Annotated in this window: 16 protein-coding genes; 8 read left to right on the top strand and 8 right to left on the bottom strand. The window is 74.2% G+C overall.

What is annotated here, in order from left to right; translation table 11 throughout:
• The first annotated feature begins 5 nt into the window (after window positions 1-5).
• Window positions 6-935: a M56 family metallopeptidase gene (locus tag GGE06_RS11515; protein ID WP_184930746.1), complete on the top strand. Its 930-nt coding sequence runs from the start codon at window positions 6-8 to the stop codon at window positions 933-935.
• 17 nt (window positions 936-952) lie between these two features.
• Here GGE06_RS11515 and GGE06_RS42465 read toward each other — a convergent pair whose 3' ends face one another.
• On the bottom strand, window positions 953-1,198 hold the full coding sequence (locus tag GGE06_RS42465; RefSeq protein WP_246532484.1) for a putative antibiotic biosynthesis monooxygenase: 246 nt from the start codon (window positions 1,196-1,198) through the stop codon (window positions 953-955).
• 535 nt (window positions 1,199-1,733) lie between these two features.
• Here GGE06_RS42465 and GGE06_RS11505 point away from each other — a divergent pair.
• The gene (locus GGE06_RS11505; RefSeq protein WP_116162815.1) at window positions 1,734-2,204 is read left to right on the top strand and encodes a VOC family protein; all 471 of its coding nucleotides are present in this window, start codon (window positions 1,734-1,736) and stop codon (window positions 2,202-2,204) included.
• A gap of 54 nt (window positions 2,205-2,258) precedes the next feature.
• On the opposite strand, the gene GGE06_RS11500 is transcribed toward GGE06_RS11505, so the two are convergent.
• The 3 genes from GGE06_RS11500 to GGE06_RS11490 all read right to left on the bottom strand — a co-directional run bounded on the left by GGE06_RS11500 (window position 2,259) and on the right by GGE06_RS11490 (window position 5,886).
• Window positions 2,259-3,650, bottom strand: coding sequence for an FAD-binding oxidoreductase (locus GGE06_RS11500; RefSeq protein ID WP_116162816.1), 1,392 nt, complete (start codon window positions 3,648-3,650; stop codon window positions 2,259-2,261).
• A gap of 142 nt (window positions 3,651-3,792) precedes the next feature.
• Entirely contained in the window at window positions 3,793-5,262 is a 1,470-nt protein-coding gene (locus GGE06_RS11495) for a multicopper oxidase family protein (protein WP_184930745.1), read from the bottom strand.
• Between the two features lie 159 nt (window positions 5,263-5,421).
• A complete protein-coding gene (locus tag GGE06_RS11490; protein ID WP_246532483.1) occupies window positions 5,422-5,886 on the bottom strand; it encodes a hypothetical protein in 465 nt (154 codons plus the stop codon).
• A gap of 163 nt (window positions 5,887-6,049) precedes the next feature.
• On the opposite strand from GGE06_RS11490, the gene GGE06_RS11485 reads away from it, so the two are divergent.
• The gene (locus tag GGE06_RS11485) at window positions 6,050-7,348 is read left to right on the top strand and encodes a sensor histidine kinase (protein WP_184930744.1); all 1,299 of its coding nucleotides are present in this window, start codon (window positions 6,050-6,052) and stop codon (window positions 7,346-7,348) included.
• Entirely contained in the window at window positions 7,333-7,980 is a 648-nt protein-coding gene (locus GGE06_RS11480; protein WP_116162822.1) for a response regulator transcription factor, read from the top strand. Before GGE06_RS11485 ends, GGE06_RS11480 begins: the two co-directional genes overlap by 16 nt.
• Window positions 7,981-7,990: 10 nt before the next feature.
• On the opposite strand, the gene GGE06_RS11475 is transcribed toward GGE06_RS11480, so the two are convergent.
• The 3 genes from GGE06_RS11475 to GGE06_RS11465 are packed head-to-tail and all read right to left on the bottom strand — an operon-like array spanning window position 7,991 to window position 10,345.
• A complete protein-coding gene (locus GGE06_RS11475) occupies window positions 7,991-8,359 on the bottom strand; it encodes a DUF952 domain-containing protein (RefSeq protein WP_116162824.1) in 369 nt (122 codons plus the stop codon).
• 28 nt (window positions 8,360-8,387) lie between these two features.
• The gene (locus GGE06_RS11470; RefSeq protein ID WP_184930743.1) at window positions 8,388-9,320 is read right to left on the bottom strand and encodes a LysR family transcriptional regulator; all 933 of its coding nucleotides are present in this window, start codon (window positions 9,318-9,320) and stop codon (window positions 8,388-8,390) included.
• Window positions 9,321-9,340: 20 nt separating this feature from the next.
• Complete coding sequence (locus GGE06_RS11465; RefSeq protein ID WP_116162828.1) at window positions 9,341-10,345, bottom strand: GlxA family transcriptional regulator; 1,005 nt, start codon at window positions 10,343-10,345, stop codon at window positions 9,341-9,343.
• Window positions 10,346-10,433: 88 nt separating this feature from the next.
• Here GGE06_RS11465 and GGE06_RS11460 point away from each other — a divergent pair, with 88 nt between their 5' ends.
• Complete coding sequence (locus GGE06_RS11460) at window positions 10,434-11,372, top strand: NADP-dependent oxidoreductase (RefSeq protein ID WP_116165689.1); 939 nt, start codon at window positions 10,434-10,436, stop codon at window positions 11,370-11,372.
• Window positions 11,373-11,403: 31 nt separating this feature from the next.
• On the opposite strand, the gene GGE06_RS11455 is transcribed toward GGE06_RS11460, so the two are convergent.
• The gene (locus GGE06_RS11455; protein WP_116162830.1) at window positions 11,404-12,180 is read right to left on the bottom strand and encodes a methyltransferase domain-containing protein; all 777 of its coding nucleotides are present in this window, start codon (window positions 12,178-12,180) and stop codon (window positions 11,404-11,406) included.
• On the opposite strand from GGE06_RS11455, the gene GGE06_RS11450 reads away from it, so the two are divergent.
• The 3 genes from GGE06_RS11450 to GGE06_RS11440 all read left to right on the top strand — a co-directional run bounded on the left by GGE06_RS11450 (window position 12,179) and on the right by GGE06_RS11440 (window position 14,018).
• The gene (locus GGE06_RS11450) at window positions 12,179-12,727 is read left to right on the top strand and encodes a MerR family transcriptional regulator (RefSeq protein WP_312883100.1); all 549 of its coding nucleotides are present in this window, start codon (window positions 12,179-12,181) and stop codon (window positions 12,725-12,727) included. The two genes, GGE06_RS11455 and GGE06_RS11450, sit on opposite strands and share 2 nt — an antisense overlap.
• Window positions 12,728-12,776: 49 nt before the next feature.
• Entirely contained in the window at window positions 12,777-13,616 is an 840-nt protein-coding gene (locus tag GGE06_RS11445; RefSeq protein ID WP_116162834.1) for a maleylpyruvate isomerase family mycothiol-dependent enzyme, read from the top strand.
• Window positions 13,617-13,718: 102 nt separating this feature from the next.
• A complete protein-coding gene (locus GGE06_RS11440) occupies window positions 13,719-14,018 on the top strand; it encodes a DUF1876 domain-containing protein (protein ID WP_116162836.1) in 300 nt (99 codons plus the stop codon).
• Window positions 14,019-14,043 lie beyond the last annotated feature (25 nt).

The raw sequence follows: 14,043 nt of genomic DNA, 5'->3' as shown, positions 1-14,043 counted from the left end.
CCGCCATGGGGGTTTTCGTCTTCCTTCCGCTGGTCCTTCCGCTCACCGCCTGGCCGGTGGCCCGGCTCGCCGAGCAGCGCCTGCACCCGCGCACCGCGACCCGCCTCCTCACCGCCGTCGCCGGCGTCCTCGCCGTGTGCAGCACCCTGTGCCTCGGACTCCTCGTGATCGTGGGCACGGCACAACTGCCGGGGAACCCGCTGCCCGACGGGTGGTCGGACCCCGAGGTGCGCGCGGCCGTCCCGTACGACGAGGTCGCGGGCCGGGCGGCCATCCCCGCGCTGCTCGCGGTCCTCCTCTCCTGCGCCTGGGCGGCCTGGCGGCACGCGCGGGTCCGCCGCCGCGCGGTGGCGGCGCTCGCCGGCCTGCCGGCCGGACCGGTCGCGGTGCTGCCGGACCCCGACCCGTACGCGTACGCCCTTCCCGGCCGTCACGACCGGGTCGTGGTGAGCGCGGGGATGCTGGCGGGCCTGAAGGCCGCCGAACGCCGGGCCCTCTTCGCCCACGAACGGGCCCACCTGACGGGCCGCCACCACCGGCACCTGCTCGTGGTGCACCTCGCCGCCCGGGCCAACCCGTTCCTGCGCCCGCTCCGTACCGCCGTGACGTACACCGCCGAGCGCTGGGCCGACGAGGACGCGGCGATCGCGGTCGGCAGCCGCCGCACCGTCGCCCGCGCGATCGGCAAGGCGGCCCTGATGTCCCGCGCGCCGCTCTCGGTCACTCTGCCCGCCTTCGCGGCCGCCGGGCCCGTGCCCCGCCGGGTGGCGGCGCTCATGCGGCCGGCCCCGGCGGGGCGCGCCTGGCCGTCGGCGTTCACGGCGGCGGGCCTCGCGGTGTGGGGCGCCGCCGCCGGCGCGACCGTGTCGGCGCTGTCCTCCGCGAACTCCGCCGTGACGCTCTTCGCCATCCTGCGGGCGGCCACCCCGATGTAGCCCTCCCGGGAGGGGCGCTACGGGGTGAGCCAGCCGCGCAGCAGTCTGCTCACCGCGGGCATCGCCACGTACGTCATCAGCACGTTGAAGACGCAGGCGACGACCGCACTGCTCAGCAGCAGGGGGAGCCCGGTGAGACGGGGCACGAGGAAGAGGCTGCCGAGGACGGAGATCGGGTAGATCGCCAGGGTCGCACTGATCGCCATCTTCCACCGGGGCGGCGCGGGCCGGGTCGATCCCGGCTTGGCGAACCAGGTCTCCATGCCGGTGAGCCTCCGCCGGGCGATCTCGGTGTGGTGGTGCCCCTGGCAGTCGGCGAACCAGGCGGCCCGCTCGGGTGACTCCTGCCAGGCCCGGCAGGCCTCCGCGTTCCGGAACCGGTGGACGAGGAACCAGGGGCGTCGCCGCCGGAGGAGCGGAAGAGCCCGTACCCGAGGTGGCCGGGGAACGTGGCCGCCGTGTCGAGGATGCCCTTCGCCCACACCTCGAAGGCCGCTTCGTGTCCGGGCTCCACCCGGCGGGCTATCAGCAGGGTCACCTCGCCGGTGTCGGCGGGCACGGTGGCGTGTTCAAGGCTGACCGCGGTCACAGATACTCCTCGTGATCACGTCGCGCCCGCCCTCACTCTACGCGGAGCCGGGCCGGGCCGGGAGGCACGGGCCCCCGCGCGGTCGGCCCTTCAGGGCATTCGGCGTCCCGGGCGCCGCGCGGCGTCGGAGCGGGGCCGAGGGTTCGGGATATCAGTGTCGGAGGCGGCGGTCGGCGGTGACCGCCACTGTCCGGAAAGGCGGGAGCCCCGTGGCCGTCCAGCCCATCCCCGAGGGATATCCGCGCGTCACGCCGTACCTCTGCGTCGACGGGGCCGCGGAGGCGATCGACTTCTACGTGTCCGTGCTCGGCGCGACCGAGCGGATGAGGATGCCGGCGCCCGACGGCAGGATCGGCCACGCCGAGCTGGAGCTCGGGAACGGGCTCGTCATGCTCGCGGACGAGTTCCCGGACATGGGCTTCCGCTCGCCGAAGTCCGTCGGCGGCACGCCCATCACCCTCCACGTGTACGTCGAGGACGTCGACGCGGTCTTCGCCGCGGCCCTCGCGCGGGGCGCCGAGGAACTGTCGCCGGTGAAGAACGAGTTCTACGGCGACCGCACCGGACAGATCGAGGACCCCTTCGGTCACCGCTGGAACATCTCCACGCACGTCGAGGACGTCCCCCCGGAGGAGATGGAGAAGCGGGCCGAGGAGGCCATGCGCTCCATGGAGCCCTGAGGACGGCACTCCGGGGAACCCTGAAGGGCCTCCCCGGAGTGCCGGCGGTCCGCGCTAGACCTCCGCGTCCGGGGCGATGTTCTGGTTGTGGTGGAAGACGTTGTCGGGGTCGTACGTCTTCTTCACCTCGGCCAGTCGGCCGTAGTGTCCCCGGTACGTCGCCCGGACCCGGTCCCGGCTCTCGTCCGCGCCGAGGAAGTTGACGTACGCGCCGCCCATCGACGTGGGGTGCAGGGCCTCCCAGTAGTCCACCGCCCAGGTGCGGAGCGCCTCCGCGTCGGACGGTTCGGTGCTGATGGCGCCGATCACGCCGGACCAGACCGCGTCCCGGTAGGCCCAGGCCGTGTCCATGGCTCCCACCCGGTGGGCCGCGCCGTCGACGGGGTAGAGGTGCATCGTCGACAGCTCGGTCGGGATGTTCTCCAGGAAGGTGCGGTGGACGTCGATCGCCTCCTCCGGGATGGCGTCGAAGAAGTCGCCGCGCCAGTACCACTGCAGGCCCTTCGGGATCAGGTCGTCGAACATCGTCTGGAGGGCCGGGTACGGGATCGGCGTCGCGAAGTGGAAGGCCGGCGGGGCCGGATCGGCCACCGCGGCGAAGGTCCTCGCGAGGCTCTCCTCGTCCGTCGGCCCCGTGCTGCACCAGACCACGCCGCACATCTTCTTGTGGTGGATCTCCTCGGGGAAGGGCGGTCCGGGAGCGACCGTCAGCGTGGCGAAGAAGCCGTTCAGCTCGTCGGGCGCCGCCGGCAGGAACTCCCGGTACCAGCGCAGCACCGCCCCGATGTGCTCCGGCTCCCACAGGGTGACGCCGAGCCCGACGTCGACCACCGGGTGCAGGGCGTACCTGAAGGACGTCGCCACGCCGAAGTTGCCGCCGCCACCGCGCAACGCCCAGAAGAGATCGGGGTGTTCGTCCGCCGACGCGGTGACGACCCTGCCGTCCGCGAGGACCACGTCCACCGCGAGCAGGTTGTCGACGGTCAGCCCGTACGCCCGGGTGAGGTGCCCGTGTCCGCCGCCCAGCGTCAGCCCGCCGACGCCGGTCGTCGACATGATGCCGGCGGGCGTCGCGAGCCCGAAGCCGTGCGCCTCGTGGTCCAGGTCCCCGAGCTGGCTGCCGCCGCCGACCAGGGCGGTCCGCGTCGCGGGGTCCACCCGCACCCAGCGGATGCCGGACAGGTCGATCATCAGCGAGCCGTCGACCAGGCACAGGCCGCCCCCGCTGTGCCCACCGCCGCGGACCGCCAGGTCCATGCCGGTCTCCCGGGCGTACCGCACCGCCGCCCGGACGTCCGTGGTGTCCGCGCACCGGGCGATGACGGCCGGCCGCCGGTCGATCATCGCGTTGTAGATCTGCCGGGCCTCGTCGTACCCCGCGTCCTCAGGGCCGATGACCTCGCCGCGCATCACCCCGCGCAAGGCCTCCACCGCCGTGCCGCCCATGGCCACTCCTTCAGGGCACCCCTGGCTGCCGGCCGTGCTACCCCTTCAGTCTCCCCCCGCCGCCCTGGGGCCGCGAGCCATGACGCACGACCCGCTCCCCGCGCCGTCGGCCACCGGCCGGGGCCGACGGCGCGGGGAGGGGTCACCGGACGCGGAAGGTGGCCATCATGCCCATGGCGGAGTGGTCGAGCATGTGGCAGTGGTACACGTAGTCGCCCCGGTACCCGTCGAACGTCACGTGGAGCTTCACCGTCTCGCCCGGCATCACCCGGACCGTGTCCTTCAGGCCCGTCTCCGTCGGGCCCGCGGGCCGCCCGCCGCGTTCGAGGACGCGGAACTGCACCAGGTGCAGATGGAAGTTGTGCGGGGCGCGCTTGTTGGAGTTGGTCACGTTCCAGACCTCGGACGACCCGAAGGCCACGGTGGTGTCGACGCGATCGGGGTCGTACATCCGCCCGTTGATGAACCCCCGGGGATCGGGGCGCCCGTCCTCGTCCATGCTGAGCTCGATGTCGCGGGTCACGGCGGCCTTGGGCAGCGCGGCGGCCGGCCGCAGGGTGCGCAGCACCTCGGGGACGCTGCTGGGGTCGTCGGCGGTGCGCACGACGTCGAACGCCAGCACCTTGCCGACCTGCTCGGGCCGGCCGGGGCCGGTGTTCGTGAGGACGAGGCGGGTGCCGACGGTGTGGCGGGAGAAGTCGACGACCACGTCGGCGCGTTCGCCGGGCGAGAGCGTGAGGACGGGCACGGCGACGGGGCGTTCGAGCAGCCCGCCGTCCGAGGCGATCTGGGTGAGCGGACTGCCGTCGGACAGACTCAGCGCGAAGAGGCGCAGGTTGGAGCCGTTGAGCAGACGGAAGCGGTACTTGCGGGCCGCGACCTCGAAGTACGGGGTCGGCCTGCCGTTCGCGAGGACGGTGGTGCGGTTCCGGTCGCTCATCGTGTACGCCAGCTGCCCCCGCTCGTCGAAGCGGGCGTCGCGGAGCGTGATGGGCACGTCGTACCGGCCCTTGGGCAGGGGCAGGCTCTGTTCGAGGTCGTCCGTGAGCAGATAGGTGCCGGACAGCCCGCGGTAGACGTGCTCGGCCTCCATGTGGTGGGCGTGGTCGTGGAACCAGAGCGAGGCGTGCGGCTGCCGGTTGGCGTACACGTACGTCCGCGCGGTCCCGGGCGCGAAGACGTCCATCGGGTTGCCGTCGGAGGCGGACGGGACGTTCCCGCCGTGCAGGTGGACGGTGACGGGCATGCCCAGGTCGTTGTGCTGGCGGACGAGGACACGGCGCCCGGAGCGGGCGTGGATGACGGGGCCGGGGAAGTGCCCGCCGTAGGTCAGGACGTCGGTGGCGATGCCGGGGAGGATCTCGGCGGTGGACCTGCGGATCGTGAGCTCGTAGCAGTCCACGGCACCCGTGGAGGAGAGCGGGCGCAGCACGGTCGGGACCGGCATGGCCGTGGTGAACGCGGGCGGCACGGGGTCCTTCGCACGGCGCGGGCCGGCCGGCGGCAGGGCCTCCGCCGCGTGCGCCTCGCCCCCGGCGAGTATGCCGGGGGCGAGGAGCGGCAGGCCTGCGGCGGCGAGAGCGCCGCCGAGCATGCTGCGACGGGTGATCATCTGCTTCCTCCCGGGAGATGGGCGGCCAGTGACGCCGGACGAGTGGCTTCCGGCGGGCCGGCCGACACCCTGTGAACCAGGTCTAACCGAGAGTGGAAGGAACCGCACACGGCGGCGGCGCCGACGTGACCCAAGCGGGTGGCCAGGTGCTTTGCGCGGTCATCGGCGCGACGGGGACGGCTTCACCCGGGGGAAGGCGGCACGCAGGGCGGAGCCGCGGGTGAGGAACGCGAGGCGGATGACGGGCAGCACGCAGACGGTCTGCATCACGGCGTACCACGGCGGGCACACGCCCGGGATCAGGTCGACGCCGATGATCGCGACCGGCAGGACACCGGCGAGGGTCCGCACCCGCTCGAAGGCCCGCCGGGATCCCCGGGAGGCGGAGACGACCAGGCGGTGGACCGCCACGGCGACCACGGGCAGCAGGACGGCCCGTACCCACATGAACGTGTTCACGGGATGGCCGCCGGCCGCCACCGCGACGACGGTGAGGAGGGAGAGGGCGCCGAGTGCGCCGTAGATCTTGACGCTCGTCCTCGCCGTGGCGAAGGCTCGTCGGGTGGGGGCACGGTCGAGCGGGGCGGCCGTGGACGGGGTGCTCGGGTTCAGGTCGGTTTCCATGTCACCGACCCTGCCGGGCGTCCGGCGGGGCCGGTATCCGTCTGGGCGCACGAGGGGGTGGGGCCAGACCCACTCCTCGGCCGACCGGGGGAGAGAGGGGCAGCCTCCGGTGCACAGTGGACGCACGGAGCGGATGCCCTGAACGGAAGGCGAAGGCGGAGGCATGAGACAGCTGGGCAGGTGGGCGGTGAGCGTCGGCGTGGGGTTCTTACGGGCGTGCGCCGTGGCGGGAGTCGGCATGCTCGTCCCGGCCGTGTGGGCGGCCGCCGTGGCGCTGGGCATCCGGTGGGGACCGGGCAACCCGTGGTCGTGGGTCGCGCCGGCCGTCCTGGTCTGCGCGGGCACACTGGCCCTGTCCCGGCCGGTCTGCCGGGCCGTCCGCGCCCTCGTCGCCCGGTGGACGGGCACCGTCGTTCCCGCCGGCTACCGGGAGGCCCCGCCGGTCACGCGGCTGTCCACGGGCTACTGGTGGAACGGTTTCGGCTACGAAAGCACCCGCCGCGACGCCCTCATGGACCAGCGGTGGCGCATCCGGTGGAACGACCCCGCGAACCTGCGCGACCTGAGGTTCACGGCGATCCTGCCGCTCACCGCGGGCCTGGTCGCACTCCTGCCACCGGCCGGGGTGGCCGCGGCCGTCCTCGGGTTCGCGGGCGGGTTCGGACCCGGATTCGGGTCCGGCCCGTCGGGGACTCCCGGCCGCCTCGTCGGAGCGCTCGGGCTGGCGACGGCCGTCGCCGTCTCCCCGTACGCCTGGCGGACGATCGAGCCGGTCGGCGTACGCTTCCTGCGTCCCTCGGCGGCCATGGCCCTGGCGGAGCGCGTGGAGCAACTCACCGCACAGCGCGCCGAGGCGACGATCGCCCAGGCCGCCGAGATCCGCCGGATCGAGCGCGACCTGCACGACGGTGCACAGGCCAGGCTCGTCGGCCTCGGGCTCTCCCTGGCGACGGCGGAGAAGCTGATGGAGACCGACCCCGACCGGGCGAAGGCGCTCATGCGGGAGGCGCGGGCGGGCGCCACCGCGTCCCTGACCGAACTCCGGGAACTGGTCAGGGGCATCAACCCGCCCGTCCTGAGCGACCGGGGACTCGTCGACGCCGTCCGCGCCCTCGCCCTGGACAGCCCGCTCGACGTCGCCGTCCGCGCGGACCTCCGCCACCGACCGGACCCTCCGGTCGAGTCGGCCCTGTACTTCGCCGTCGCCGAACTCCTGAGCAACGCGGTCAAGCACGCCGGGGCGACCCGGGTCCGGATCTCCCTCACCGAGGGCGCCACGGGCGCGGGAAGCGTCGCCGTCGAGGTCGCGGACGACGGCCGCGGCGGGGCCCTCGTCCGCGACGGCGGCGGCCTCGCCGGGCTGCGCCGCCGTCTCGCCGCCTTCGACGGCACCCTGGAGATCACCAGCCCGGTGGGCGGCCCCACCCTCGCGACCCTGGAGGTGCCGTGCGCATCGTCGTAGCCGAAGACCTCTACCTGCTGCGCGACGGAATGGTCCGGCTCATCGAGGCGTACGGCCACGAGGTGGTGGCGACGGCGGCCACCGGACCGGAGACGCTCCAGGCGCTGCGCACCTGGCGGCCCGACGTCGCCGTCGTCGACGTCCGCATGCCGCCGACGCACACGGACGAAGGCCTGCGGGCGGCCGTCGCGGCCCGCGCCGAACTGCCGGGACTGCCGGTCCTGATCCTCTCCCAGTACGTCGAGCAGCTCTACGCCCGTGAGCTGTTGGCCGACGGCTCCGGCGGGATCGGGTACTTCCTCAAGGACAGCGTGTTCGACGCCGACCAGTTCGTCGACGCGTTGGAACGCGTCGCGGCCGGCGGAACCGCGATGGACCCGGCCGTCATCGCCAAGCTGTTGGGCGGCGGGTCCTCGAACCGCCGTCTGGAGCGGCTCACCGAACGCGAGCACTCGGTCCTCGGCCTCATGGCCGAAGGACTGTCGAACCAGGTCATCGCCCAGCGCCTGTTCCTCAGCGAGAGCGCCATCGGGAAGTACACGACCTCCCTGTTCGGCAAGCTCGGCATCGTCGACGACGGCACCAACAACCGCCGGGTCCTCGCGGTCCTGGCCTATCTGAACAAGGACTGACCCCCTTCGGTCACGGTCGGCCGGTCTTCGCCAGCCCCGTGGCCAGGCCGTCCGCGTCCCGGGCGACCTCCAGGACGGCGTCGACGGCGGCGCGGTCGATCGGGCCGAAGACGTGCGGGAACAGGGTCTCCTCGGAGACACCGGGCGGCGGGGTGGGCGCGGCGGCCTCCCACTCCGTCCTCGCCGTGAGCCGGCTCTCGTCGAGGAGGAGGACGAGGAGCGGCCCGGTGACGCCGCGGAAGTAGGCGTTGACGACGGCGAGCGTGGTCGGCTCGTCGGGGGAGCAGTGCACGAACCCGTCCTCCGCGAGGGAGGCGGGGGCGTACGGCTCCTCCGGCCGGGCGGACCATTCGGCGGGCGTCACCACGTGGTAGATCATGCTCCGGTTATAGCAGCAGCGCCCGGCGTCACCAGGTGCGCCCGGCCTCGACGAGCACGTCCCTGACGCGGGTGACGTCGGGGTTGCCGGGCCGGCCCGGGCGCTGGACGAGGTAGCCGGTGTTGATGGGCGGGTCCTCCGGTTCGTGCAGGGACACGAGCGCGCCCGAGGCCAGTTCGGCCTGGCAGAGGTAGCGCGGCAGGACGCTGAAGCCCGCTCCGGCGACGACCGCCGCGAGCACCCCGCGCAGGTCGGGCACGGTCACGGCGGCGGGGCGGGAGAGGCGCGCCCCGAACACGTGGCGCCAGTAGCGGCGGGCTATCGGCAGGTCCTCGGCGTACGTGACGAGGGGGACGGGATGCAGCGCCGCCGGTCCCTCCAGGGCCAGCCGCTCCTTGACGCGGTCGGCCCAGACCGGGGCCGCGACCAGGACGAACTCCTCGTCGGTGAGCGGTACGGCGGTCAGCGCCCGCCCGCGCGGCCGGAAGGTGGCGATCACCAGGTCGTGCCGGCCCGCGCGCAGCTCGTCGAGGAGCGGCTCGGTCAGACCCGGGCTGACCCTGAGCCGTACGCCTTCGGCCGCCAGCGGGGCGAGGGCGGGCAGCACGCGGGCGCAGAGCAGTTCGGCGGGGCCCGCCAGGTGCACGGGGGCGGCCCGCTCGTGCGGTGCGGCCTCGTGCCCGGACACGGCGGCCAGCGCGTCGAGGGGCCCGGCCACCCGGGCCGCGAGCTCGTCGGCGACGGCGGTCGGGGCGACGCCGCGCGGCAGCCGCTCGAAGAGTTCGCGTCCCGTCTGCCGTTCGAGGGCGCGGATCTGGGTGGTCACGGTCGGCTGCGACAGACCGAGCAGCCCGGCGGCGGCGGTGAACGATCCGGAGCGGTGGACGGCGAGGAAGGTCCGCAGCAGGTTCAGATCGGCCACCGGCTGAACTGCTGCGCCATCGGAATCGTGATGTCTCACGGAGCGAAGCCTAACCAGGCCTATGACAGGGCGGCCTCGCCCCGGAAGGTGCGCCGGTACGCGAGCGGGGAGACGCCGATCGCCGCGTGGAGGTGCTGGCGCAGCGACGTGCCGGTCGCGAAGCCCACCTGGCCCGCGATGTCGTCCACGGCGAGGTCCGTGGACTCGAGGAGCTGCCGGGCGCGGGCCACCCGCTGCTGGATCAGCCAGCGGCCCGGGCTCATGCCCACCTCCTCGTTGAACCGGCGGGCGAAGGTCCGCAGGCTCATCCGGGCATGGGCGGCGAGCTCGCCGAGGGCGAGAGGCTCGTGCAGGTTCTCCAGCGCCCACTGCCGGGTCGCCGAGGTGTCGTTCGCGGTGGTCTCCGGCACGGGCTGCTCGATGTACTGGGCCTGCCCGCCGTCCCGCCAGGGCGGCACGACACAGGCGCGGGCCACGTGGTTGGCGACGGCGGCGCCGTGGTCCTTCCGTACGAGGTGCAGGCAGACGTCCACGCCGGACGCGGCGCCCGCCGAGGTCAGCACGTCGCCGTCGTCGACGAACAGCACGTCCGGGTCCAGGGCCACCTGCGGGAACCACTGGCGGAAGACGGCGGCGAGCGCCCAGTGCGTGGTGGCGGGGCGGCCGTCCAGGAGCCCGGCGGCGGCGAGGACGAACGCGCCCGTGCAGATGGACACGGTGCGGGCCCCGGCCGGCACGGAGGCCAGCGCCTCGGCGACCCCGGCGGGGAGCTCGCGGGAGAGGAGGGACAGGTCGAACGGCGGAAGGATGACGGTGTCGGCCGTACGGAGCGCCTCGGGGCCGTGCTCGACGGTCACCGAGAAGTCGGAGTTGGTACGGACGGGCCGGCCGTCCACCGAGCAGGTGAGGACCTCGTAGCGGTCGTCCACCGCGCCGAACACGCGGCTGGGGATGCCCAGTTCGAAGGGATAGACCCCGTCCATGGCGAGGACGACGACACGATGGCGATCACCCGCGACAGGGACCGGGGCAGGGCCCAGAGCGGGGCCCGTGGCAGAACTCATGGCAGGATCCCTTCGAAAGATGGCAATCATGCCATGGTACGGGGCGGGACGGCCCGCGAGTCTTGACGGCATGACGAACCACCCCACCATGCGAGCCATCAGCCAGGACACCCACGGCACCGCCGAGGTCCTCCGGGAGGTCGTGGTCCCGCGGCCCGTGCCCGGCCCCAGCCAGATCCTCGTCGCCGTCCGCGCGGCCGGCGTCAACCCGACCGACTGGAAGCACCGCGCGGGCGCCCTCTTCCTCGACCGCCTCCCCCTCGTCCTCGGCTGGGACGTCTCCGGCGTCGTGGAGGCCGTCGGCTACGGCGTGACCGTGTTCAAGCCCGGCGACGAGGTCTTCGGGATGCTGCCCTACCCGTACGGCGTCGGCTCCCACGCCGAGTACGTGACCGGCCCCGCCCGCGCCTTCGCCCACAAGCCGGCCGAGATCGACCACGTGCAGGCCGGCGCCCTGCCGCTCGCCGCCCTCACCGCGTACCAGGCGATCGTCGACACCGCCCAGGTCGGCCCCGGGCAGCGGGTCCTGATCCACGCGGCCGCCGGCGGCGTCGGCCACCTCGCCGTCCAGATCGCCAAGGCCCGCGGCGCGTACGTCATCGGCACCGCGAGCGCCCCGAAGCACGCGTTCGTCCGCTCCCTCGGCGCGGACGAGGTGATCGACTACCGCACCACCGACTTCGCCGAGGCCGTCCAGGACGTCGACATGGTCCTCGACCCGATGTCCGGCGACACCCGCAGCCGCTCCCTCGACGTCCTGCGCCCGGGCGGCACGCTCGTCTCCCTGCTGCCGCCCGCCGACCCCGACGAGCCGGCCAAGGCGGCGGCGCGGGGCGTCCGCGTGGAGACCCTCCTCGTCGAGGCCGACCACGCCGGCATGAACGCCATCGCCGCCCTCGCGGCCTCCGGCGCCCTCCGTCCTCACGTCGAGGCCGTGTTCCCCCTCGCCGAAGCCGCCAAGGCCCACAGCCTCGGCGAGACCGACCGCACCACCGGCAAGCTCGTCCTGACGGTGGACGGCCCCTGAACCCGGCTCACCGGCTCCGTCGAACCCGACTTCACCGGCTCCGTGTCCCGGAGGCCGTGAAGACGGGAACGGCCAGGAAGAAGCGGTCCGCGGCGGCGCGGGCGGCCTGGTCCGCGCTCCAGGCCGCCGCCTGCTCGCGGGTGACGGCCCCGCTCCGTACCGCCGACTCCGCCAGGCCCGTCGCGAGGGGGAGCCAGCGGGCGTCGGTGAGGACGGCGGTGGAGACCTCCACCGCCACCTCGCCGAACCCGTGGTCCAGGAGCAGGCCGCGGAAGCGGCGCGCGACGCGCGGTCCGGCGACCAGGTCGGCGCGCGCGTGCACGATCGTCCGGGTCAGGGCGCCGTCCTCGGCGTCCAGGACGCACGTGTCCCAGTCCTGTCCGGTGAGCACGGCCCGTCCGCCCGGCGCGAGGACCCTGCGGGCCTCGGCGAGCGCAGCCTCCGGATCGGGCAGTTCGTGGAGCACCTTGTCCGCACGGTACGCGTCCCACGCGCCGTCCCCGTAGGGGAGCGCGGTCGCCTCGGCTACGGCGAACGCGTGGTCCGGGTGCCGTCGCCGGGCCGCGGCGACCATCGCCCCGTCCCGGTCGACGCCGGCGGCGAGAGCCCCGCGCCCGCCGGCCTCCGCGACGGCCAGGCCCCCGCCGCAGCCGACGTCGAGCAGACGGGTGCCCGTCGTGATGCCCAGGAGGTCGTACGAGCGGGCGCGCAGCGCGGCCGCTCCCGGGGCGCGGTCGACGGCGTCGAGTACGGCGAGCAGGGCAGGACCGTGGTCGCGGCCGGAAGGGGCCGCAGGCGTGATGGACATGGCGACCACGCTCGTGGTTAATGCCGACATGAAGTCAAGCGGTGCACCTCCGACGGCTCCCACGCCCCCGACGACGGTGACGATCGGCGAACTCGCGGGCCGGTTCGGGCTCGCCACCCACGTGCTGCGGCACTGGGAGTCCGCCGGGCTCCTCGAACCCGCCCGCGACCCCCACGGCCGCCGCCGCTACGACGCCGCCCACCTCACCCGTGTCGCGGTCGTCCTCCGGGCCAAGGCGGCGGGTCTCGCCCTCGACGACATCCGGGAGCTGCTGCGGGCCGGTGATCCGGCCGTCCGCCGGCAGCGGCTCGAAGCGCACCGCGAAGAGCTGCGGCGCCGGGTGGCGGAGGCCCAGGCCTGTCTCGACCTGGTCGAATGCGCGCTGGGCTGCGCCCACGACGACCTCGCCGACTGCCCCCGCTTCCGGGAGGCCGTGGCCGCCACCGCCGGCGGCTCGGACCTTCCCGCCGTGGCCGCCACCGCCGGAGCCGAAGACCTCCCCGCCGTGACCGGTGCCGAAAGGCCTACTCGCTGGTACGGTCCCTGACCAGCCGGTGCTCCACGGGGAGCCGCCGGGCCAGGGGAGGGGCGGATCCATGACGCGGCGAACGGGCGGGGAGCTTTCCGGAGAGCCTTCCGGGGTGCTTCCCGAGGGGCTTGCCGAGGCGATACGCGGCACCGCCGACGACATCGCCGCGGTCCTGCGCACGGCGGAGCCGGACGGCTCACTGCTTCCCGTGCCGCGCTCCACCTGGACCGTCGGTGAGGCCGCCGCCCACCTGGCGCAGGCGAACGCCCTCATGGCCGATCTGGCCGCCGGCCACGAGCGCCCCTACGGCGACGGCACCCCCGACAGCCTGGCCGAGGCCAACGAACGCGCCCTCGCCGCCTTCGGCGAGCGGTCACCCGGTCCGCTCGCCGAGATGATCACGGACCAGGCCGCCGCCTTCCTCGCGAGCGTCGAGGAGCGCGACCCCGCCGAGCCGGTGTCCACGCCGCTCGGCCGTCTGAACCCGGCCGTCCTCGGCTCGTACCTGCTCACCCACATGCTCGGCCACGGCTACGACCTGGCCCTCGCCCTGGACCGTCCCCACATGCTCGACGCGCGCCGGGTCGAGCTCACGCTGCCGTTCATGGTCGAGGCGATGCCCCGGGTCGCCGACCCGGCCGCCGTCGCGGGCCTGACCGCGAGCTTCGCCGTACGGCTCCGCAGCGGTCCGAGCTTCGGCGTCACCGTCACGGACGGCGTGGTCCGGACCGGCCACGAGCCGCCGGCCCGGCCCGACTGCACGATCCTCACGGAGCCGGTCGCCTTCCTCCTCCTCGGACTCGGGCGGGTCGACCCCTGGCCGGTGATCGCCCGCGGCAAGGCGCTCGGCTGGGGCCGCAAGCCCTGGCTCGCCCCCCGCTTCCCCCGCCTCTTCCGCGCGCCCTGACCCCGTCCCCTGTGCATTCAGGCCCCCGCCGATGGATCCTGGAGGTATCGGAAGGGGCCGTGCCTCGGTTGCGCGCGACCCGGCGATGCGAGGAGGCGGACCATGAGCCGCACGCTGGAATGGACGGTCGGCGTGGAACTGACCGAGGACAGCGGCAGGACGAAGGCCGAGGCCCGGCTGAAGACCGGCACCTCGACCCTCACGGGACACGGCTCCGCCCGGTGCAACCCGGCGGACGTGGACGTGCCGGCGATCGGCGACGAACTCGCCGCGAGCAGGGCGATGAAGGACCTGGCGGGCAAGCTGATGAGGGAGGCCAACCGGGAGATGGAGGCGGTGGGCGCGGGGACCGTGCCCCAGCACACCGGCCCCGGATACGGCTGGCCGGAGGCGGTCTCCTGACGGAACCGCCGCCGTAGTGCCCGGA

It is taken from the genome of Streptomyces nymphaeiformis, from assembly GCF_014203895.1.
GTDB lineage: Bacteria > Actinomycetota > Actinomycetes > Streptomycetales > Streptomycetaceae > Streptomyces > Streptomyces nymphaeiformis.
The sequence above is the reverse complement of the archived record's forward strand: the minus strand, read 5'-3'. Positions and strand labels throughout refer to the sequence as shown.